Origin of the sequence: Streptomyces sp. NPDC051664, from assembly GCF_044453545.1 — a bacterium.
Lineage (GTDB): Bacteria > Actinomycetota > Actinomycetes > Streptomycetales > Streptomycetaceae > Streptomyces.
In genome coordinates this window covers 1-20573 of record NZ_JBITCU010000004.1, presented here as the reverse complement: position 1 = coordinate 20573, position 20573 = coordinate 1, and the positions used below count along the sequence as shown (strand labels likewise).

Sequence of the window (20573 nt, the reverse complement as noted above, 5' to 3'; positions counted from 1 at the left end):
GTCTCCTAGAACTTCTCAGGGAAGATCAGGCAGACGACCAGGTAGACCACGAGGCACGCGGCGACGATCAGGCCGACGATGTTCTCCACGCTCACAGGCGTCCGACCCCCTTGGCGGCCAGGCCGATGAGGGCAAACACCACGACCGTGAGGCCGATGTACGCGACGTCCGACATGCGCGAGACACCCCGCAGAGTCATCGGGGCAGGCCTGTTCGGCCCACCCGGTTGGGATTTGGCGTTGACGTGGAATGCGAGGTCGATGCGATTCTGACGCTATATCAGATGACCCCGAGAATGCCCTGATGCTCTGTGGGCCGATGGGATGACGGTGAACTGCAGGGATTCACTCGGCGCAGCCTGATGTCGTGTTGCCGCAAGGCGCAGAACTCTGAAGAGAGAACATCACCGAGGAGGCGACCCGAATCCGCGCGGCATACAGCGGATCTACCGTGTGGTGCGGTGCACCAGGACATGTGGCGTCGCGCGCGGCCGATCCTCCGTGGCGCCCACGGGCAGCGGGCAGCCCCGCAGGGGTGTTGAGAGCCTGTCGCACAAGGGCGAGTGGCAGGTGCCCTTGTCGCCGTCCTCGCCCAGGTCCGCGACGCCTACCGTGAGGGCGCCGTCCCTGTGAGGTCTGCCCGAAGGCCCTGGCGCCAGGCTGACCAGGAACGCCGTGGCCCGTCAGCGTCGCGTTACGGGGTGGGGGCTCGGCGTCAAGTATCCGTCAGTGTGGCGGCCCGTCTCCGACAGGCGGGCATAGCTTCAGTGAAACGCCCGGCCGGTCCGACCGGACGACACCAGTCGCCTCCTGCGAGGAGCAGCACCATGTCTCCCATCGAGTTTCCCGAGGACCCCGAGCCTTCTGAACGGTTCCCGGCCGGACTTCTCTACGTCCCTGTCCGGTCGGGGCCCTCCGGATGTACGACGCGGTTCTTCCGCACCCCCCTGGGCGGCCGCACGGCCGTCGGATTCACCTCGGCGGAGAAGCTCACCGCCACCCTGGGCACGGACCAGGCCGGCATCAGGCTCTCCGAACCCGCACTGCGCGCTCTCGCGGCCTCCCTGGGTGTGACCACCCTCACCGTCGACCCGCAGTTCTCCGCCCCCGCGGCCCACCGCACCGCGGCCAAGGTCCGTGAGCGCGAGAACTCCTGGAGCCGCTGGCATCCCCAGCACGTCGGTGCCGTCTCATCGGCCGCCCCTCGTCGGCGCCGCCCCGCCTCGTCACCGTCGTGGGCCGGCACTGCGAAGCCGGCTACCTCCTCGCCGACGACGTAGCCCTCCCGGGCGACATACCTTCTCGCCGTTCCCACAGCCGGGGCCTACCACCTCTCCATGGCCTCCGGATACAACCTGGTCGGCCGACCGCCCGTCGTCGCGGTGTCCACCAGCCCCCATTCCCGGCGTCCGCCGAAACCCCCCTCTCGGCGGACGCCGCTCGACCCACACCACGAATGGCCCGAAAGGTCACCAAGTGCCCCCTGTTCGCATACCCCAATGTGTGAGGACGAGGTCTCGATGACCGTCGAAAACACCGTCGGCCTGGTCGTGGCCGTCGCACTGCTCGCCTATCTGATCTTTGCCCTGATCAAGCCGGAGAAGTTCTGATGTCCGCCCCCGCCACGGTCGAACCCGCCCCCGTCCACGACGTGCCACCTCCGCGCGAAGAACGGCCGCGCCGGGTCGGTGCCGGAATGCTCGATCCCAAACAGCTGTGGCTCGCGCTCCCCCAGGCGCTCCGCAAGCTGAATCCGGTGGCCCTGTTCCGAAATCCGGTCATGTTCGTCACCGAGGTCGGTGCTGCGCTCACCACCGGCATAGCGGTCGTCCACCCCAACCTCTTCGGCTGGCTGATCACCGGCTGGCTGTGGCTGACGGTGGTCTTCGCCAACCTCGCCGAGGCCGTGGCCGAGAGCCGTGGCAAGGCGCAGGCCGACGCTCTGCGCGAGACCCGGCAGCAGACCACCGCACGGCGGCTCGCGGGCTGGGAGCCCGGGGCGGCGGAGGACTCCTACGTCGAAGAGGCTGTCGCCGCCTCCGAGCTCAGGCGCGGCGACATCGTGTCCGTACCGGCCGGGGATCTGATTCCCGGTGACGGCGACGTCATCGAGGGCGCCGCCAGCGTCGACGAGTCCGCCATAACCGGTGAGTCCGCGCCGGTCATCCGCGAGTCCGGCGGCGATCGCAGCGCCGTCACCGGAGGCACCCGGGTGCTCTCCGACCACCTGGTCGTACGGATCGCCCAAGAACCCGGAGAGAGCTTCCTGGACCGGATGATCGCCCTGGTCGAGGGCGCCAACCGGCAGAAGACCCCCAACGAGCTGGCGCTCAACCTGCTGCTGGTCATGCTGACCTTCGTCTTCTTGATCGCGGTCGTGACCCTGCAGCCGATGGCCATCTTCTCCAAGGATGCGATGGCCGCCGCGCACGACACCGCGGCGCTGACCGCGGACGGCGTCACCGCCATCGTGCTGGTCTCACTCCTGGTCTGTCTGATTCCGACGACCATCGGTGCGCTGCTCTCGGCGATCGGCATCGCGGGCATGGACCGGCTGGTGCAGAGAAACGTACTGGCCATGTCCGGACGGGCAGTTGAGGCCGCGGGCGACGTCAACACCCTGCTGCTCGACAAGACCGGAACGATCACCTTCGGCAACCGGCGGGCGAGCGCGTTCCTTCCGGTCGGGGCAGTCTCCATGGAGCGGCTGGCTGAGGCCTCGCTCCTTTCCAGCCTTGCCGACGAGACGCCCGAGGGCCGGTCGATCGTCGAGTACGCCCACACCGAGCACCCCTCGGTCGTCGAGGACACCCGTTCCGCGAACGGCGCCGAGTGGGTGCCGTTCACCGCCGCCACCCGCATGTCCGGGGTCGACCTCCCCAGCGGTCAGCGGCTGCGTAAGGGCGCCGCGGCGTCGGTCGCGGCATGGGTGCGCGAGCAGGGCGGCAAGGTACCGATCGCGCTGGACGCCACCGTGGATCACGTCTCCGCGTCCGGCGGTACGCCGCTGGTGGTGGCGGAGTCGAGGGGTGACGGCACGGCCGAGGTACTCGGCGTCGTCCACCTCAAGGACGTCGTCAAACCGGGCCTGCGCGAACGCTTCGACGAGCTGCGCCGCATGGGCATCCGCACGGTGATGATCACCGGTGACAACCCGGTGACAGCCCGGGCGATCGCCGAGGAGGCGGGTGTCGACGACTTCCTGGCCGAGGCGACCCCCGAGGACAAGCTGGAGCTGATCAAGCGCGAGCAGGCCGGCGGCCATCTCATCGCCATGACGGGCGACGGTACGAACGACGCCCCGGCACTCGCGCAGGCGGACGTCGGCGTGGCGATGAACACCGGTACGTCGGCCGCCAAGGAGGCCGGCAACATGGTCGACCTCGACTCCGACCCCACGAAGATCATCGAGATCGTCGAGATCGGCAAGCAACTCCTCATCACGCGAGGCGCGTTGACGACGTTTTCGATCGCCAACGACATCGCCAAGTACTTCGCGATCCTGCCCGCGATGTTTGCGGCGGTGTACCCGGGGCTCGACCGGCTCAACATCATGGACCTGCACTCGCCGCTGTCCGCGATCCTCTCGGCGGTCATCTTCAACGCGGTGGTCATCGTGGCGCTGATCCCGCTCGCCCTGCGCGGCGTTCGCTACCGGCCTTCCTCCGCCTCCACCCTGCTCACCCGCAACCTGTGGATCTACGGACTCGGCGGCGTGATCGCCCCGTTCCTGGCCATCAAGTTCATCGACTTCGCCCTCGTCCAGTTCGTCCCGGGGATCTGACCATGACACGTATCCCACACTGGCTCGCCCAGCACATCGCAGCGTTGCGGGTGGTCCTCGTGCTGACTCTCCTTACCGGCCTGGCCTATCCGCTGGCCATGGTGGCGGCAGCCCAGGTCCCGGGCCTCGGCGGCACGTCGGAAGTGACCGGCGCCGACGGCAGACCGGCCGGATCCTCGCTGATCGGCCAGACGTTCACGGACGCCAAGGGCAACCCCATCAAGAAGTACTTCCAGTCCCGGCCCTCCAACGCCGGTACGGGATACGACGCCACGGCGTCCGGCGCCGGCAACCAGGGCCCCGAGTCCGTCGTCGACACCAAGGACAGGCCGAGCCTGCTCACCCTGGTGTGCGGGCGCAGCAAGGCCGTCGGCGGCCTCGAAGGCGTCGACAGCTCGCGCCCGTACTGTACGGACGACGGCGTGGGTGCGGTCCTCGGCGTCTTCTACGACGGCGGCACGAGCGGACGTGCCACCCAGGCCGTCAGCCTCAACCAGGCCTGCCCGGCGAAGCCGTTCCTCACCCGCTACAGGAGAGTTCGCGTCACATGCGCGAAGCCCGGCGCGGACTACAGCCACGCTGTGATCGTCCCCGTGCGCGGGAACGCCCCGGCGGACCCTGCCGTCCCCGCAGACGCGGTCACCGCGAGCGGCAGCGGCCTCGACCCGCACATCAGCCCGGCGTACGCGAACCTTCAGGCACCGCGGATCGCTCGTGAGCGCGGGGCGAGCGCGGCCGACGTACACAAGCTGATCGAGCAATACACCACCGGCCGCGCGCTCGGCGTGCTCGGCGAGCGCGGCATCAATGTCGTCGAGCTCAACATCGCCCTCGACCGTACGTATCCGAAGCAGGGAGCCTGATCATGGCGGCCTGGATCCAGGCATCGCTCGTCCTCGCCGTGGTCGTGGGGCTGCACGTCCCGCTCGGCGACCACATGGCCCGCGTCCTCGACGGCGGGATGCACTGGCGAGGAGAGAGAACCCTCTACCGCGTCTGCGGAATCGACCCGGACAAGGAGCAGACCTGGCGGCACTATCTCACCGCCCTGGTCGCCTTCTCCGTCATGAGCATCGCAGCGCTCTTCGCCCTGTTCACGCTCCAGGGAAGGCTTCCCTGGTCGACGGGGCACGAGGGCATGCCGTGGCGGCTCGCGCTGCACACCGCTGTCTCCTTCACGACGAACACCAGCTGGCAGAACTACGCGGGCGAGTCGGCCACCGGGCATCTCGCTGTCATGGCGGGCCTGGGTGTCCAGGCGTTCGCGTCGGCGGCGGTCGGCATCTGTGTGGCCCTCGCCCTGGTCCGGGGCCTGATCCGGCGGTCCACGGACGACCTCGGCAACTTCTGGGTCGACCTGCTGCGCACGATCTTCCGCGTCCTGGTGCCGATCGCGGTCGTCGGCGGCCTGATCCTGATGGCCGGCGGTGTCGTCCAGAGCCTCGGCACCGGACACACCTTCACCACGGTCGCGGGCGGCAAGCAGACGATCCTCGAGGGACCGGTCGGCTCCTGGGAACCGATCAAGCTGTTCACCGGCGACGGCGGCGGTGTCTTCAACGCCAACAGCGCCCACCCCTTCGAGAACCCGAGCGCCTGGACCAACGCCTTCGAGATCGTGCTGATGCTGCTCATCCCTACGGCCTGCATCCGCATGTTCGGCCGGATGATCGGCAGCCTGAAGCAGAGCTGGACCCTGCTCACCGTCGTCGGGATCCTCTTCGGCCTGCTCCTCGCGGCTGGCACGCTGGCCCAGACCGCGCACACCGGCACGGTCACGCAGGCGGTCGGCGGACAGTACGAGGGCACGGAAACCCGGTTCGGCATCCCCGGCTCCACCCTGTTCGGCGTGAGCGCCACGGGCTCGGCGGACGGCGCGGCCAACTCCTCGTACGACAGCTTCTCCAGCCTCGGCGGCGGGGTGCTGCTGTCCGCGATGATGCTCGGCGAGATCGCACCTGGCGGCACCGGCAGCGGGCTCTACGGCCTGATCATGGTGGTCCTGGTGGCCGTCTTCATCGGCGGCCTGATGGTCGGCCGCACGCCCGAATACCTGCGCAAACGGATCGGTTTCGGGGAGATGCGGTGGGTGGTCGTGTACGCCCTGATCCCGCCCACGGTGATCCTCGCCTGCACGGGTATCGCACTCGCCTTCGATGACGGCCGGACCTCGATGGGCAACCCGGGAGCGCACGGCCTGACCGAGCTCATCTACGCCTACACCAGCAACACCAACAGCAACGGCAGCGCGATGGCGGGCTTCAACGGCGCAACCGACTTCCACAACCTGCTGATGGTGTTCGCGATGCTGGCCGGCCGCTACCTCCCGATGGCCTGCGTCCTGGCCTTGGCCGGACGCCTCGCCAAGCAGCAACCGGGCGTCGTCACAGTCGGCACGCTGCGCGCGCAGGGCATCAACTTCGTCGTCCTTGCCACTGCGGCTGCCGTCATCCTGGCGCTGCTCAACTTCCTTCCGGCGCTGTCCCTCGGCACCATCGCCGGCGGACTGCTGTAGCGGCCCGAGTACCGGCTGAGCCTGCGATCCTCACAGACTCAGCCGGTACGGCACGACACACACGACGACGTCGGTGCGGGCCCTCAGCGCTGCCGCCAGCAGCAGGCCCCGCTGATTCTGCAGGATCTGGTAGCGGCGGTGGAGGGGCTCCACCTCAGGGATGAGGACGGCGATCTGCCGTCCTCCTTCCGCCGCCCGCTGGACGTAGTCGACGATGGGCTGCACCAGTGAGCGCTGCGGGCTGTCGATGACATCCAGCCGTACACCGGGATGCCAGCGGGCCCAACTCTCCTCCAACGCACGAGCCTTGGCGGGATCGCCGTGCACGGCGACCGCGACGACCTCGTGGCCGAGGGCACGGGCGGCCGTCAGCGCGTGCTGCGTGAGTTTGCTGACCTCGCCGACCGGCACGATGACGAGGGAGTCGGTGACGCGCACGGGTGGCGGGACCTCACCCAGCCCCAGTTCCCTGCCGACCGCGGTGTAGTACCGCTGGATGCGGGCGAACAGCAGCATCAGCAGCGGAACGGCGGCAACCACCACCCAGGCCCCCTCCAGGAACTTGGTGGCCAGCAGGACGATGCCCGCCACGGTGGTCAGGATCGCGCCGACCCCGTTGAGCACCGCGCGCCGCACCCAGCCCGACGGCCGCTCCCGCGCCCAATGCCGTACAAGCCCGATCTGGCTGATGGTGAAGCCGATGAACACCCCGATCGCGAACAACGGGATCATCCGGTGCGTGTCCGCGTTCACGGCGATCAGAAGCAGCGCCGCGAGCAGAGCGAGGGCCACCACTCCCCAGCGGTAGACAGGGCGCTCTCTGCGCAGACCGAAGAGATGGGGCAGCCGGTGGTCCCTGGCGAGCAGGCTCATCAGGACGGGCAGGCCGCCGAAGCTGGTGTTGGCGGCGAAGGCCAGCGCGAGGGTGACGATGAGGTTGGTCGCGTAGTACGGCCAGCCCGTCCCGTACGAGCCCGCGGTGAGCTGCGCGAGTACTGTCACGCCGCCACGCGGGGCCACATGGTCGCGGCGGATCAGGACGGCCAGCCCGATCAGCATCAGCCCGAGCAGTGCGCCGAGCATCAGCTCGGTGCGCTGCGCCCGCTTGACGCGCGGCTCGCGGAAGACGGGCACACCGTTGGCGATGGCCTCCACCCCGGTCAGCGCGGAGCATCCGGAGGAGAACGCTTTCAGGAGCAGCAGCACGCCCAACGCCTCAGTGGCATGCGCGGGTTGGGCGGTCCCGACGACGGCCGCGGGGTGGGAGCGCAACAGCCCGAGCACGATGATGCCGAGGATGCTCACGATGAACAGCGCCGTGGGCAGCATCAGCACCCGCGCACTCTCGGCCACGCCGCGCAGATTCACGGCGGTGAGAAGAACAAGCCCGACGAGACAGATTTCCAGCAGATGCGAGCCGAGGGAAGGAAAGGCGGAGGCGAGACTGGCCGCGCCTGCCGCCAGGCTGACGGTCACGGTCAGCACGTAGTCGACGACGAGACTGGCCGCCGCGAGGTAACTCGTCCTGGGGCCGAGATCCTTCTTCGCCACCGCGTAGGCGCCGCCCCCGTCCGGGTGAACAGCGATCACCTGCCCGTAGGACACGACGAGCACCGCCAGCAGTGCGGCGATGACCAATGTCACCGGCAGCGTGGCGGTCAGCGCCCCGGTCCCGGCGGCGATCAGGACGAGCACGATCGCCTCGGGTCCGTACGCGACCGAGCTCAACGCGTCCAGGGACAGCGCGGCGAGCCCTTCGGCGCTGGTCAGGTGGTGCCGTTCACCTTCCCCGGGCCGCAACGGAACTCTCGGCCGCAGTTCGCGGCGGGCCATGCCGTACGCCATGAGGGACCTCGCGGTGCAGGGTGCGGGGGATGCGTGCTGTTCGGGGCCAGTTTGACCGGGCCACCACGACGAGATGCGTCAAGGACGCGCCAAGGCTGCACGCCTTTTCGGGGTCCGACCTGGACTGAGCCCGCCGCGCCCGTCACACGAAGTCCCGCACCGCAGAATGGTCGGGTGGCCGCAACACCGGTGTCGGCGAAAGCGGCAGACCTCATCCCTGTCCGCCGGATGCGGCTGCACCCCAGTCATGAGGATGTCCAGGCCACGCCGCGTCGTCGCCGGCACGACGCGGTATCCCGACCTCGAAGGACGCAGCACCGTGGTCGACATGTCCGGCCGGGGATCGTCGTGGTTTCCGGCCCTGGCCTCAGCGGCCGCGCGGTCCAGGAGGCGTTCCAGATGGCGTCCGCGCTCGCAGTTGAACATACGGATGACCAGGCGTACGGAGGGGTTGAGGCCTCGGGCCAGCAGCGCCGCGGTCATGTTGACCTGGTCGTCGGCGTAGGTCAGCGCGAGGGCCGCGGCACGCTGTACGCCCGCGGCCCGCAGGGTCTGTTCGTCCAGGCGTGCCGCCACCAGCAGCTCGATGGGCGAGCGCGGGTCGCGGTGCAGCGCGGCGATCTCGGCGCCGTGCTCGTCCCTTCGTGACGGCAGCACGACGGTGACGGCCTCGCCGCACACGGCGTCCAGTTCGACGGCGGGCCGACGCGCGAGCCCGTCGTCGCCGCCGATCACCATGTGCTGAGAGCGGGGACCAAGTCCCATTGGAAGATGAAGAGTTGACGTCACATCAGTCAGGAACGACAGGGCAGACGTGCCCGGTTCCGAGTGACCGAGCGGTTCGGCGTCAACATTCCGTATGTGCCCGTCAGCGGTGTGGGCGTGTCCGGCGTACCGCGGGCCGGCCGCCCGTGCCGACCGGGTTTCAGCCGTACTTCACCGGCCGCCCCGCCCTCCTACGCTCTGCGTGCCACCGCGGTGCTCCGCCCGCTCGGCGAAGGGCAGGGACAGCACCATGGTCAGGCCCCCACCGGGTGTGTCCTCCGGAGTGAGGGTGCCGTCCATCGCCTCGGTCAGGCCCCTGGAGAGGGCCAGGCCGAGGCCGAGTCCGGTGGTGTTGTCGGTGTCGCCGAGGCGCTGGAAGGGTTCGAAGATGCGGTCGCGGTCGGTGGGCGGGAGGCCGGGTCCCCGGTCCACGACGCGCAGTTCGACGCGGCCTGCGTGGGTGCTGGCGGTCAGCAGCACCTTGTGCCCGGCCGGACTGTGGCGGGCGGCGTTACCCGCGAGGTTGGCGACCACCCGCTCCAGCAAGGGCGGATCGACCAGCACGGCCGGAACCTCCTCCAGGTCCCCCACCTCGACCTCAGGGGTGTCCGCCAGTGCCGCCGGCAGGATCTCCTCGAACGTGGTGGCGCGCAGGTTCAGGGCGAGCGCCCCTGCCTGCAATCGGCTGAGGTCGAGCAGGTTCTCCACCAGTCGGTTCAGTTTGGCCATCGACTCGTCGGCAGTGGCTAGGAGCTCGCCCCGGTCCTCGTCGGAGAACTCCACGTCACGGCTGCGCAGCGAGGAGACGGCTGCCCAGCCGGCGGCGAGCGGGGTGCGCAGGTCGTGGCCGACCGCCCGCAGCAGCGCCGTACGCATCCGATCGGCGGCCTTGACCGGTTCGACCTCGGCGGCGGCCTCGGCGAGCCGGGCCCGTTCGACGGCGGCGCCCACGTGCGCCGCGAAGGCGGCCAGGACGCGCCGTTCGGAGGACGGGAGGGGGCGGCCGCGCAGCACCAGGAAGGCGCCGGGTCCCGCGGGTACAGCCGTCACGTCGTCCCCGCCGGGCGGCTCGTCCACCAGCTCCGCCGAGTCCATGCCGAAGGTCTCGCGGGTGCGTTCCACCAGCGCCGGGATCGTCGCGCCGCCGCGCACGATGGTGCCCGCGAGGGACGACATGGTCTCCGCCTCGGCGGTGGCCCGCGCCGAGCGCCGTGACAGACGCAGGGAACGGTCGACGACAGCAGCCACTATGGCGGCCACCACCGCGAAGACCGCCAGCGCAAGCAGGGCATTCGGATCGTCCAGCGTGAATTGCCCGATGGGCGGGATGAACCAGTAGTTGAGCAGCAGGGACGCCGTCACCGACGCGATCACCGCCGACGCGACCCCACCTATGCAGGCCACCCCCACCACGGCGAGCAGGAGGAGCAGGGCCTCGCTGGTGAGGTTGAGTCTGTCCCGGGCTGCGCCCAGATCCAACAGGAAGGTGAGCGCCACCGGCAGCAGCAGGCCGGCGACCGGGCCCGCGATCCGGCGTGCGGTCGACAGAGTACGTCTGCGCGAGGGCAGCAGCGTGCCGCGCCTGGCGCGTTCGTGCGTGACCGTGTGGATGTCGATGTCGCCGGAGAGTTCGACAACGGTCTCGCCGGTGCCGCGTCCGGTGACGAAGCGTTCGAGGCGGCCGCGGCGGCTGGTGCCGAGCACGAGCTGAGTGGCGTTCTCGGCACGCGCGAACTCCACGAGGGCGGTGGCGACGTCATCGCCGACCACGGAGTGGTAGCTGCCGCCGAGGTCTTCGATCAGCCGCCGCTGCCGGACCAGGGAAGCGTGCGAGGAGCCCGCGGCGAGCCCGTCGCTGCGCGTGACATGGACGGCGAGCAGATCACCACCGGCCGACCGGTCGGCGATGCGGGCAGCCCGCCGGATGAGGGTGCCGCCCTCGGGGCCGCCGGTCAGCGCGACCACGACCCGCTCCCGAATCTCCCAGACCCCACCGATGCCGTGCTCGGAGCGGTACGACTGAAGCGCCTCGTCGACGCGGTCGGCCACCCACAGCAGGGCAAGCTGACGCAGCGCCGTCAGATTGCCGGGCCGGAAGTAGTTGGCGAGCGCCGCGTCCACCTTCGCGGGCGCATAGATGTTGCCGTGCGCCATCCGGCGGCGCAGCCCTTCGGGCGGCATGTCCACCAGTTCGATCTGATGGGCTCTTCGGACGACCTCATCGGGCACCGTCTCGTGCTGCGGCACCCTGGTGATCTTCTCGACGACGTCGTTGAGGGATTCGAGATGCTGGATGTTGAGCGCGCTGATGACATCGATCCCTGCCGCGAGCAGCTCCTCGACGTCCTGCCAGCGCTTGGGGTTGCGGCCGCCGCCAGGGACGTTGCTGTGGGCGAACTCGTCGACGATCGCGACCTGTGGGCGGCGCGCGAGGACCGCGGCGAGATCCATCTCCGCGAACTCGGCGCCGTGGTAGGAGCACGGGGCTCGCTCGACGACTTCCAGGCCATCGAGCATCGCCTCCGTGCTGGGGCGCCCGTGGCACTCGACGAACCCCACGACGACATCGGCGCCGCGCGCCGCCCTGCGTCGCGCCTCGTCGAGCATGCGGTAGGTCTTGCCCACCCCGGGGGCGGCCCCGAGGTAGACCTTCAGGCGTCCGGGGCGTACATCCCCGCCGCCGGTCCGTTCCTCACTCCCGCCGGTCCATGCGCCACTCATGTGGGCCCGTACGTCACTCATCGCAGCCGATGTGCTCCGCTCACTGGCGATCAACTCCCCGGAGGGAAGGGTTCCTTCCCCCTACCGAAGCGCTTGTGCGAGTCGCTCGGCGGGCCCCTTGACGCAACCTTGGCGCCGGTCACGTGGACGTTGACACCGCTTTGACAAGCCCTGGACCGATAGAGTGAAAGCGGTGCGCCGGGAAGTCTGGTCGGCAAGGAGCCACAAGGTCTCCTTCTCATGACCAAGGGGACGGCATGCGCAGCGTAGGGACGGTCCTGGCTCTCGTGGTACTCGCCACCGTGGTGGCGACCTTCGCGCGCCGCTGGCGGATCCCCGCTCCCTCTCTCCTCGTGGTCGCCGGCCTTGCCGTCGCCCTGCTGCCGGGCACTCCCGACATCCAGATCAGCCCCGAGATCATCGGGCTCGTCGTGCTGCCGCCACTGCTGTATGCGAGCGCCGAGGAGCTGTCCTGGCGCGAGCTGCGCGCGGTGTGGAAGCCGGTCGGGGTGCTGTCGATCGGCCTGGTGCTGGCCTCGGCGGCAGCGGTCGGCGCGGTGGCGTCCCTCGTCACGCCGCTGTCGTGGCAGATGGCGCTGGTGCTGGGCGCGGTGCTGGCCAGTACGGACCCGGTGGCCGTCACCGCGCTGGGCAGGCGACTGGCGCTGCCGCCCAAGGTGCAGGTACTGGTCCAGGCCGAGAGCCTGTTCAACGATGCGACGTCGCTGGTCCTGTTCCGGGTCGCGGTGAGCGTCGCCGTGGCATCGGCGGCGGTCGGCTGGGGAGCAGCGGCACAGGAGTTCGCGCTGCTGGCGGGCGGCGGCATGCTCATCGGGGCGGCCGTTGCGGGCGTGGTCGCCCTGATCCGTAGGCGTACGGAGGACCCGGTCCTGGAGACGGTGATTTCCCTCGTCACCCCGTACGCGGCCTACGTCCTGGCCGAGGCGGCACACGCGTCGGGTGTCACCTCCGTGGTGGTGGCCGGTGTCGTCCTGGGCGGCCGGGGCGATCGGCTCACCAACGCCCGCATACGGCTCCAGCTGCACGCCGTCTACGGCACCGTGGTCTTCCTGCTGGAGAGTGTCGTCTTCAGCCTCATCGGCCTGGCCCTGCCGGCCCAAGTACGCGCCCTCTCCGACGGTGACCGGGCGTGGCCGCTGTACGCGCTCGCCGTTGCCGCCACGCTCATCGCCATGCGCATGCTGTGGCTGGCGCCGCTGTCGGCGGTCGTGCAACGCAAGGGCGGCATCCAGCGCATGAACTGGCGCGTGCCGGTGGTGCTGACCTGGGCCGGCACCCGGGGTGTCGTACCGCTGGCCGCCGCCCTGTCCATCCCGGTGACCACAAAGGCGGGGGCCACGCTCCCGGAACGCCCCCTCGTCCTCGTCCTCACCACTTCGGTCGTGGTCGCCACCCTCGTCGTTCAGGGCTTCTCCCTCTCCTCGGTCGTCCGCCGATCCGGCATCGCACTGGAACCCGACCACACTGAACGGGAGGAGGCCGAGGCCCGCTGCAGCCTGGCGACCGCGGGGCTGAGCCGCCTGGATGAGATCTCGGACCTGGAAGCCGTCCCGGAGGTCGTCCTCGACCGCCTCCGCCGCGGCCTGACGGCTCGACTCGACCACGCCCGCGACCGGCTCACGCAGGCCAACGGCGACGGGACCCCGACGGAATCCGCCGACCTCACCTACCGCCAGCTGCGCCGCGACCTGATCACCGTGGAGGCGGCCGAGCTCCAGCGCCTGTACGACGAGCACCGCATAGGCGACACGACCCGCCGCCGACTTCAACGCTCACTGGACCTGGAGGAGGCGCGCCTCGCGGACGTCTAGGAACTCCTGACGCAATGACTTCGGACGCCGCAGCCCCGGGACGCCGGTACGTTGCGCAGCTTGTTCAGAAGGTTGTCAGCGGCGTCGGGGTCCCCGAGGACTGTTGCCGTGCCCGGCGAGCGGCCGGTGCTCCCCGGTCGGAAGCCGCCGATTCCCTCGTCCGCATCACCTGCAGGGCGACCTCGAGACGTCGTACGACATGTCGTTGAGTATGCGCTCCTGATATCGCCCTGCCGCCGCCGGCGACTGTGAGCGGCCGGGACGAACAGGGACGTTCCTCTCAGCGTGCGCGCCCCCCTGGGGCCGTGGATCACTGGTTGCATACGCTGGCCCAGCCGTCCGCGTGATGGCCGGATCCGCACGCCGCGCAGCACGTCAGGAGAGCACGCAGATGGCCACCACCGAACACGCCCGTACGAGTCGATTGCGGGCGTGGATGTTGGAGGGCCTGTCCGACATGGCCAGGCACCAGCAGGGACCGCCTGCCGAGCCGGAGCCCGCGCACAAGGGGCAGCGGTGGTGGCGGGTGATGTGCCTGACCGGCGTCGACTACTTCTCCACGCTGGGCTATCAGCCGGGCATCGCCGCCCTTGCGGCAGGACTCCTGTCCCCGGTGGCCACCATCGTGCTCGTGATCGTCACCCTGGCGGGCGCGCTACCGGTCTACCGGAGGGTGGCCGAGGAGAGCCCACGCGGCGAGGGATCGATCGCGATGCTGGAGCGACTGCTGTCGTTCTGGAAGGGCAAGCTGTTCGTCCTGACGCTGCTCGGCTTCGCTGCCACGGACTTCCTGATCACGATCACGCTGTCGGCGGCGGACGCCTCCACCCACCTGGTGGAGAACCCGCACCTGACCGATGTACTGCACGACAAACAGTTGCTGATCACGCTGCTGCTGGTCGCGCTGCTCGGGGCGGTGTTCCTCAAGGGCTTCCTGGAGGCCATCGGCGTCGCCGTCGTCCTGGTCGGGATCTACCTGACCCTGAACGTCGTCGTCGTGGTGGTGGGCCTGTGGCACGTCGCCGCCGCCGCGCACGTGGTCACCGACTGGACCAGCGCCCTGACCACCGAGCACGGCAACGTCATCGCCATGGTCGGCGTCGCGCTGCTGGTCTTCCCGAAGCTGGCCCTTGGCCTGTCCGGCTTCGAGACCGGTGTCGCAGTCATGCCGCACGTCGAAGGCGACCCCGACGACACCGAGGAGAAGCCCACCGGCCGTATCCGGGACACGAAGAAGCTGCTGACCACCGCCGCGGTGATCATGAGCGTGTTCCTGATCGCCACCAGCTTCATCACCACCGTGCTCATCCCGGAGAAGGAGTTCGAGTCGGGTGGCCAGGCCAACGGCCGCGCACTCGCGTACCTGGCGCACGAGTACCTCGGAAACTTCTTCGGCACGGTCTACGACGTCTCCACCATCGCCATCCTGTGGTTCGCCGGCGCGTCCGCCATGGCCGGCCTGCTCAACCTGATGCCCCGCTACCTGCCCCGGTACGGCATGGCCCCGCACTGGGCGCGCGCCGTACGCCCGATGGTGATCGTGTTCACCCTGGTGGCATTCCTGGTCACATGGATCTTCGATGCCGACGTCGACGCCCAGGGTGGTGCCTACGCCACCGGCGTCCTCGTGCTGATCAGCTCCGCCGCCATCGCCGTCACCATCGCCGCGCGCAAGGCCGGCCAGCGCAACTGGACCATCGCCTTCGCCGTCATCTCGGCGATCTTCCTCTACACCACCGTGGTCAACGTCATCGAGCGCCCCGACGGCGTGAAGATCGGTGCCTGCTTCATCGCCGGGATCATCCTCGTCTCACTGCTTTCACGACTCGCCCGCGCCTTCGAACTGCGGGTCACCAGCGTGACCATGGACGACATGGCGGAACGTTTCGTGCGCGACGTCGCCAGCCGCAGAATCCGGTTCATCGCCAACGAGCCCGACAACCGCGACAAAGCCGAGTACCGCGACAAGATCGAGCAGATCCGTCACGACAACGACGTCCCGACCCCGGAGGACTTCGTCTTCGTCGAGGTCACCGTCCTCGACCCCTCGGAGTTCGAGGCGGGCCTGAACGTACGCGGCGAAGTCCTGCACGGCCGCTACCGCGTCCTGACCCTGGAGAGCTCCTCCATCCCCAACGCCCTCGCCGCCCTGCTCCTGCACGTCCGCGACACCACCGGCTGCACCCCGCACATCTACTTCGAGTGGACCGAGGGCAGTCCCTTCGCCAACTTCCTCCGCTTCTTCCTCTTCGGTCAGGGCGAGGTCGCCCCCGTCACCCGTGAGGTCCTCCGCGAGGCCGAACCCGACCGGGCCCGCCGCCCTCGCGTCCACGTCGGCTGAGCCGGGCGAGCACTTGAACGGCAGAGTCGACCGGGCCTGCCTTCGGAGGTCGGGCGACGGGAAGGCGGCGGCGAGGACGCCCATCGCGCTGACGGTGAGGTGGCGTTGACCAGTCGCACGGGCGGTGCTCCGCTCGAGGAAATGGTCGCGCCGGCCGAGTTCCTCGGCGAGCGACTGCCCACGCTGCTGGATGAGTGGCCTACACATTGCGATGAGCATCGAGCATCGGGAAAGCTGCCCACGCCGGGCGGATAGCAGAGAGACGCCCTGCGAGGACACGCCAGGCCCCGGGTGACAGGCCCGGGCCAAGACCATTGGAGGTTGCCCATCATGACTGACTCCGACCTGACCGTCCTGCGGGAACGGGCCGAGAACGGCGACGAGACTGCCGTCGACGAGCTGATCGAACTCGCCACCGAGCTTGACGACATGGATGAACTGCGACGCCTTGCCGGCAAGGGCAACACCACCGCCGCCGACCAACTGATCGAACTCGCCACCGAACTCGGCAACATGGATGAGCTGCGGCGTCTCTCCGACGGGGGCAACGCCACCGCGACCGACCAACTGATCGAACTCGCCACCGAGCTCGACGACATGGGCGAACTGCGACGCCTCGCCGACAAGGGCAACACCACCGCCGCCGAGCAGCTCATGGAACTCACCGCCGAGTGACCGACTGTTGTCGATCCTCAAACGGTCAGCTGATGGCCGAGGCTTGCTCGGCGTCTCGCGCTCCGTCGCCCAGGGGCGCGACAGGCACCATGAACGGCGTCCGCAGCTCCCATTCAGGATGTGGCCGCCGCCGGGAGGTCCGGGTGGGCCGAGGGCTGATCGACCGCGGCGGACAGCGTCAGGACCATGGTCATGCCGCCGCCGGGGGTGTCCTCGGCGGTCAGCGTGCCGCCGATCGCCTCTGCGAACCCGCGGGCGACCGCGAGACCGAGGCCGACGCCCGCCCCTCGCGGGGCGTCTCCGTAGCGCTGGAACGGCGCGAAGATCCGGCCCTTCGCCTCGTCCGGGACACCTGGACCACGGTCCGTCACCCGGACTTCCACACGGTCGGCGATCGCGCTGGCGGAAACCACCACGGGCTCACCTTCGGGGGCGTACTTGACCGCGTTCTCGACGATGTTGGCGACGGTGCGCTCCAGCAGGCCCGGGTCGACCGCGACCATCGGAAGGTTTTCCGGGATGTCGAGAACGACGCTGTCCTCCGGTACGCCGCCGAGCGCCATCGGGACGACCTCGTCGACATCGATCTCCCGGATGATCGGGGTGACGGTTCCGGTCTGGAGGCGGGACATGTCGAGGAGGTTGCCGACAAGGTGGTCGAGCCGGTCCGCGCCCGCCTCGATGCCTTCGAGGAGCTCGGCGTGGTCCGCCTCGGACCACTCCACGTCGTCGGACCTGAGGGAGGAGACGGCGGCCTTGATGCCGGCCAGTGGCGTACGCAGGTCATGACTGACCGCGGCGAGCAGGGCGGTGCGAATGCGGTTGCCCTCGGCCAGTTCACGTGCGTGCTCCGCCTCGCCGACCAGGCGCTGACGGTCGATCACCACGGCGGCCTGGACGGCGAAGGCTGCCAGCACCCGGCGGTCCTCTGCGGGCAGGGCACGGCCGGAGAGGGCCAGCGCCATATGGTCGCCGACCGGCATGTCCACGTCCGCGTCCTCGGGGCGTGCGAGCAGCCGGGACGTCCCTGCGCGGCCGGTGCAGGTCCAAGGATCGACGTCGCTCTCGCGTTCCAGCAGCGCCACGGACTCCATATTGAAGATCTCGCGCACCTGTTCCAGGAGCGATTCCAGACTCGTCTCGCCACGCAGCACGTTGCCCGCGAGGAAGGAGAGGATCTCGGACTCGGCGCGCAGCCGGGCGGCCTGATGGGTGCGGCGGGCTGCCAGGTCCACGACAGAGGCGACCGAGACGGCCACGCCGACGAAGATCACGATAGCGACGATGTTCTTGGGGTCCGCGATGGTGAACTCGTGCAGCGGCGGGGTGAAGTAGTAGTTGAGCAGCAGTGAGCCGATGGCGACAGAACCCAGTGCCGGGAGGAGCCCGCCGATCAGCGCCGCAGCCACCGTCAACGTCAGAAACAACAGCATGTCGTTGGCGAGGCCGACCTCTGGTGCGACGCCGTTGAGCAGGAGAGTGAGCAGGACGGGGCCCACGACACCGACGAGCCAGCCCCAGATGATCCGGGCTCGGCCCAGGCGGGCGCCACGGGCCACAGGCAGACCCCTGCCCTTGGCTGCTTCTCCATGGGTGACGATGTGCACGTCAAGGTCGGGTCCCGACTCGCGGGCGACGGTGGCGCTGACGCCGGGGCCGAAGGCGTACTGCCAGGCCTTGCGGCGGCTGACGCCGAGCACGATCTGGGTTGCGTTCACACCACGCGCGAAGTCGAGCAGGGCGGACGGGACGTTATCGCCTATGACGTGGTGGAACGTGCCACCGAGGTCCTCGACCAGGGTCCGCTGGGCCGCGAGCTCCTTCGGCGAGGCGGCGCTCAGTCCGTCGCTGCGGGCGATGTAGACCGCGAGCACCTCGCCGCCGGCGCCCTTCTCGGCGAGCCGGGCGGCGCGGCGGATGAGTGTACGTCCCTCGGGACCGCCGGTGAGGCCGACCACGATGCGTTCGCGGGAGCCCCAGATCTTGGAGACCCGGTGTTCGGTGCGGTACTCCTGCAAGTATTCGTCGACCCGGTCCGCCGTCCACAGCAGCGCCAACTCCCGCAGCGCGGTGAGGTTGCCGGGCCGGAAGTAGTTGGAGAGCGCGGCGTCGACCTTGTCCGGCTTGTAGACGTTGCCGTGGGCCATCCGGCGGCGCAGCGCCTGGGGTGACATGTCGACCAGCTCGATCTGGTCGGCGCGGCGGACGACCTCGTCGGGGACGGTCTCGCGCTGCCGTACACCGGTTATCGACTCGACGACGTCGCCGAGCGACTCCAGGTGCTGGATGTTGACGGTGGAGACGACGTCGATGCCCGCCTGGAGCAGTTCTTCGACGTCCTGCCAGCGCTTGGCGTTGCGGGAGCCCGGCACATTGGTGTGGGCCAGTTCGTCCACCAGGGCGACGGCCGGGGCACGGTCCAGTACCGCGTCGACGTCCATCTCGGTGAAGACGGTGTCCCGGTACTCGATCTCGCGGCGCTGAATCTGCTCGAGGCCGTGCAGCATCACTTCGGTGCGGGTCCGGTTGTGGTGTTCCACGAACGCCACCACACAGTCCGTGCCACGTTCGGTCCGGCGGTGGGCCTCGGAGAGCATCGCGTAGGTCTTGCCGACACCGGGTGCCGCGCCGAGGTAGATCCGGAGCTTGCCGCGTCCCATGGTTCCGATCTTTGCAGTTGAGGGGCTTGTTTACAGGTCCGCCGCGGTCGGCCGGACCGCGGAGCGCCTCACATCTCGAAGCGATAGCCCATGCCTGGGGCAGTGATGAGATGCCGGGGACGCGAAGGGTCTGCCTCGAGTTTGCGGCGCAGCTGGGCCATATAGACCCGGAGATAGTTGGCCTGCGTGCCGTAGGTGGGGCCCCACACTTCCTGGAGCAGTTGTCTCTGGCCGACGAGTCGCCCACGATGGTGGATCAGCACTTCCAGCAGATGCCATTCGGTCGGAGTGAGACGGACATCGCGCCCCTCCCTATTGACCCTCTTCTTCAGCAGGTCGACGGTGAACGCCTCGGTCGCGACGATCACCGAATCATCGGTGGCCGGCACAGCCGCAGCTCGACGGGATGCGGCCCGAAGCCGGGCCAGCAGCTCGTCCATGCTGAAGGGTTTGGTGATGTAGTCGTCGGCGCCCGCGTCGAGTGCTACGACCTTCTCGTCGGAGGTCCGTCGGGCGGAGACCACGAGGATCGGCGCCCGGCTCCAGCCGCGAAGTCCCTTGATCACGTCGATACCGTCCATGTCGGGCAGGCCGAGATCCAGCAGTACGACGTCCGGAGGGCTCGCGGCAGCCAGCCGAAGGGCCGTCTCTCCGTCGGAGGCTGCGTCCACCTCGTACTTGCGTGCCTTGAGATTGATCTCGAGAGCCCGTACGAGCTGTAGTTCGTCCTCCACCACCAGCACCCGAGTCATAGCTGTGCCGCCTTTCTGCTGTGCACGAGGAGCGTCGCGTCATGGACTGGGGAAGGAGCCGCCGGCCCGAGGGAACTCCTCGGGCCGGCGGCCTCCGCCCACCGGCGTAAGACGATCACTTCTCGGTGAGTTCCTTGAGTGCGATGTTGAGCTTGAGAACGTTGACCCGGGGCTCACCCACGAAGCCGAGGGTGCGGCCGTCGGTGTTGTCCGCGACGAGCTTCTCGACCTGCTTGACGTCGAGGTTGTTCTCCTCGGCGACACGGTGGATCTGGAGCTCGGCGTACTCCGGGGAGATATGCGGGTCCAGACCGGAACCGGAGGAGGTGACGGCGTCGGCCGGCACGTCCGAGGGCTTCACCTTGTACGTGGCCGTGGAGTTGTCCTTGACCACGGCGGCCTTGGCCGCGATGACCCAGTCGTACAGACCGTCCTCGTCCTTGCTGACGCCGTTGTCGCCGGACCGGTTGGTCGCGCCGGACAGGATCAGCTTGTACTGGGTGTTGACGCTGTTGCTGCCCAGCCCGTTGGACGGGCGCGGCTGGAACCACTTGAGGTCCGGGGCCGCAGTCTCCTCGCCCTTCTTCAGCGGCAGGTTGTACGTCTGGCCGATGAGTTCGGAGCCGACGACCTTGCCCCCCGACTTGATCTCGGACCCGTTGGCCTTGTCGTTGAACAGGGCCT

General features: G+C 69.1%; 15 protein-coding genes and 1 pseudogene. 9 read left to right on the top strand and 7 right to left on the bottom strand.

What is annotated here, in order from left to right; translation table 11 throughout:
* Positions 1–5: 5 nt before the first annotated feature.
* Positions 6–95, bottom strand: a complete 90-nt coding sequence (gene kdpF, locus ACIA8E_RS09165) for a K(+)-transporting ATPase subunit F (protein WP_107055367.1) — start codon at positions 93–95, stop codon at positions 6–8.
* A 731-nt stretch (positions 96–826) separates the two neighbouring features.
* Here kdpF (ACIA8E_RS09165) and ACIA8E_RS09160 point away from each other — a divergent pair.
* From ACIA8E_RS09160 to kdpA, 6 genes and pseudogenes are all read left to right on the top strand, one after another.
* Positions 827–1279, top strand: a complete 453-nt coding sequence (locus tag ACIA8E_RS09160; RefSeq protein ID WP_399296082.1) for an SAV_915 family protein — start codon at positions 827–829, stop codon at positions 1277–1279.
* A pseudogene (locus ACIA8E_RS09155) lies at positions 1186–1384 on the top strand (diaminopimelate decarboxylase); the annotation flags it as partial. The gene ACIA8E_RS09160 and the pseudogene ACIA8E_RS09155, both read left to right, overlap by 94 nt.
* A 135-nt stretch (positions 1385–1519) precedes the next feature.
* On the top strand, positions 1520–1609 hold the full coding sequence (gene kdpF / locus ACIA8E_RS09150; RefSeq protein WP_354393805.1) for a K(+)-transporting ATPase subunit F: 90 nt from the start codon (positions 1520–1522) through the stop codon (positions 1607–1609).
* Positions 1609–3783 carry a potassium-transporting ATPase subunit KdpB gene (kdpB, locus tag ACIA8E_RS09145; protein ID WP_399296080.1) on the top strand — a complete coding sequence of 725 codons (2175 nt, stop codon included), beginning with the start codon at positions 1609–1611 and terminating at the stop codon, positions 3781–3783. Before kdpF (ACIA8E_RS09150) ends, kdpB begins: the two co-directional genes overlap by 1 nt.
* Positions 3784–3785: 2 nt before the next feature.
* A complete protein-coding gene (locus ACIA8E_RS09140; protein WP_399296078.1) occupies positions 3786–4646 on the top strand; it encodes a potassium-transporting ATPase subunit C in 861 nt (286 codons plus the stop codon).
* A gap of 2 nt (positions 4647–4648) precedes the next feature.
* Positions 4649–6298, top strand: coding sequence for a potassium-transporting ATPase subunit KdpA (gene kdpA / locus ACIA8E_RS09135; protein ID WP_399296076.1), 1650 nt, complete (start codon positions 4649–4651; stop codon positions 6296–6298).
* Between the two features lie 30 nt (positions 6299–6328).
* Here the strand turns inward: kdpA and ACIA8E_RS09130 are convergent, their stop codons facing one another.
* The 3 genes from ACIA8E_RS09130 to ACIA8E_RS09120 all read right to left on the bottom strand — a co-directional run bounded on the left by ACIA8E_RS09130 (position 6329) and on the right by ACIA8E_RS09120 (position 11629).
* Positions 6329–8143 carry an APC family permease gene (locus tag ACIA8E_RS09130; RefSeq protein ID WP_399296074.1) on the bottom strand — a complete coding sequence of 605 codons (1815 nt, stop codon included), beginning with the start codon at positions 8141–8143 and terminating at the stop codon, positions 6329–6331.
* Positions 8144–8221: 78 nt separating this feature from the next.
* Entirely contained in the window at positions 8222–8908 is a 687-nt protein-coding gene (locus tag ACIA8E_RS09125; protein ID WP_399296072.1) for an NAD-binding protein, read from the bottom strand.
* Positions 8909–9079: 171 nt separating this feature from the next.
* Complete coding sequence (locus tag ACIA8E_RS09120; RefSeq protein WP_399296798.1) at positions 9080–11629, bottom strand: ATP-binding protein; 2550 nt, start codon at positions 11627–11629, stop codon at positions 9080–9082.
* Positions 11630–11886: 257 nt separating this feature from the next.
* Here ACIA8E_RS09120 and ACIA8E_RS09115 point away from each other — a divergent pair, with 257 nt between their 5' ends.
* The 3 genes from ACIA8E_RS09115 to ACIA8E_RS09105 all read left to right on the top strand — a co-directional run bounded on the left by ACIA8E_RS09115 (position 11887) and on the right by ACIA8E_RS09105 (position 16477).
* Positions 11887–13461, top strand: coding sequence for a Na+/H+ antiporter (locus tag ACIA8E_RS09115; RefSeq protein WP_399296070.1), 1575 nt, complete (start codon positions 11887–11889; stop codon positions 13459–13461).
* 391 nt (positions 13462–13852) lie between these two features.
* Positions 13853–15802: an amino acid transporter gene (locus ACIA8E_RS09110; protein ID WP_399296068.1), complete on the top strand. Its 1950-nt coding sequence runs from the start codon at positions 13853–13855 to the stop codon at positions 15800–15802.
* Positions 15803–16132: 330 nt separating this feature from the next.
* A complete protein-coding gene (locus tag ACIA8E_RS09105; RefSeq protein WP_399296066.1) occupies positions 16133–16477 on the top strand; it encodes a hypothetical protein in 345 nt (114 codons plus the stop codon).
* 113 nt (positions 16478–16590) lie between these two features.
* On the opposite strand, the gene ACIA8E_RS09100 is transcribed toward ACIA8E_RS09105, so the two are convergent.
* From ACIA8E_RS09100 to ACIA8E_RS09090, 3 genes are all read right to left on the bottom strand, one after another.
* A complete protein-coding gene (locus ACIA8E_RS09100) occupies positions 16591–19137 on the bottom strand; it encodes an ATP-binding protein (protein WP_399296064.1) in 2547 nt (848 codons plus the stop codon).
* 68 nt (positions 19138–19205) lie between these two features.
* Entirely contained in the window at positions 19206–19889 is a 684-nt protein-coding gene (locus tag ACIA8E_RS09095) for a response regulator (RefSeq protein WP_399296062.1), read from the bottom strand.
* 115 nt (positions 19890–20004) lie between these two features.
* Positions 20005–20573 (bottom strand): potassium-transporting ATPase subunit C (locus ACIA8E_RS09090; protein ID WP_399296061.1); only part of this gene is annotated, 569 nt, incomplete at its 5' end.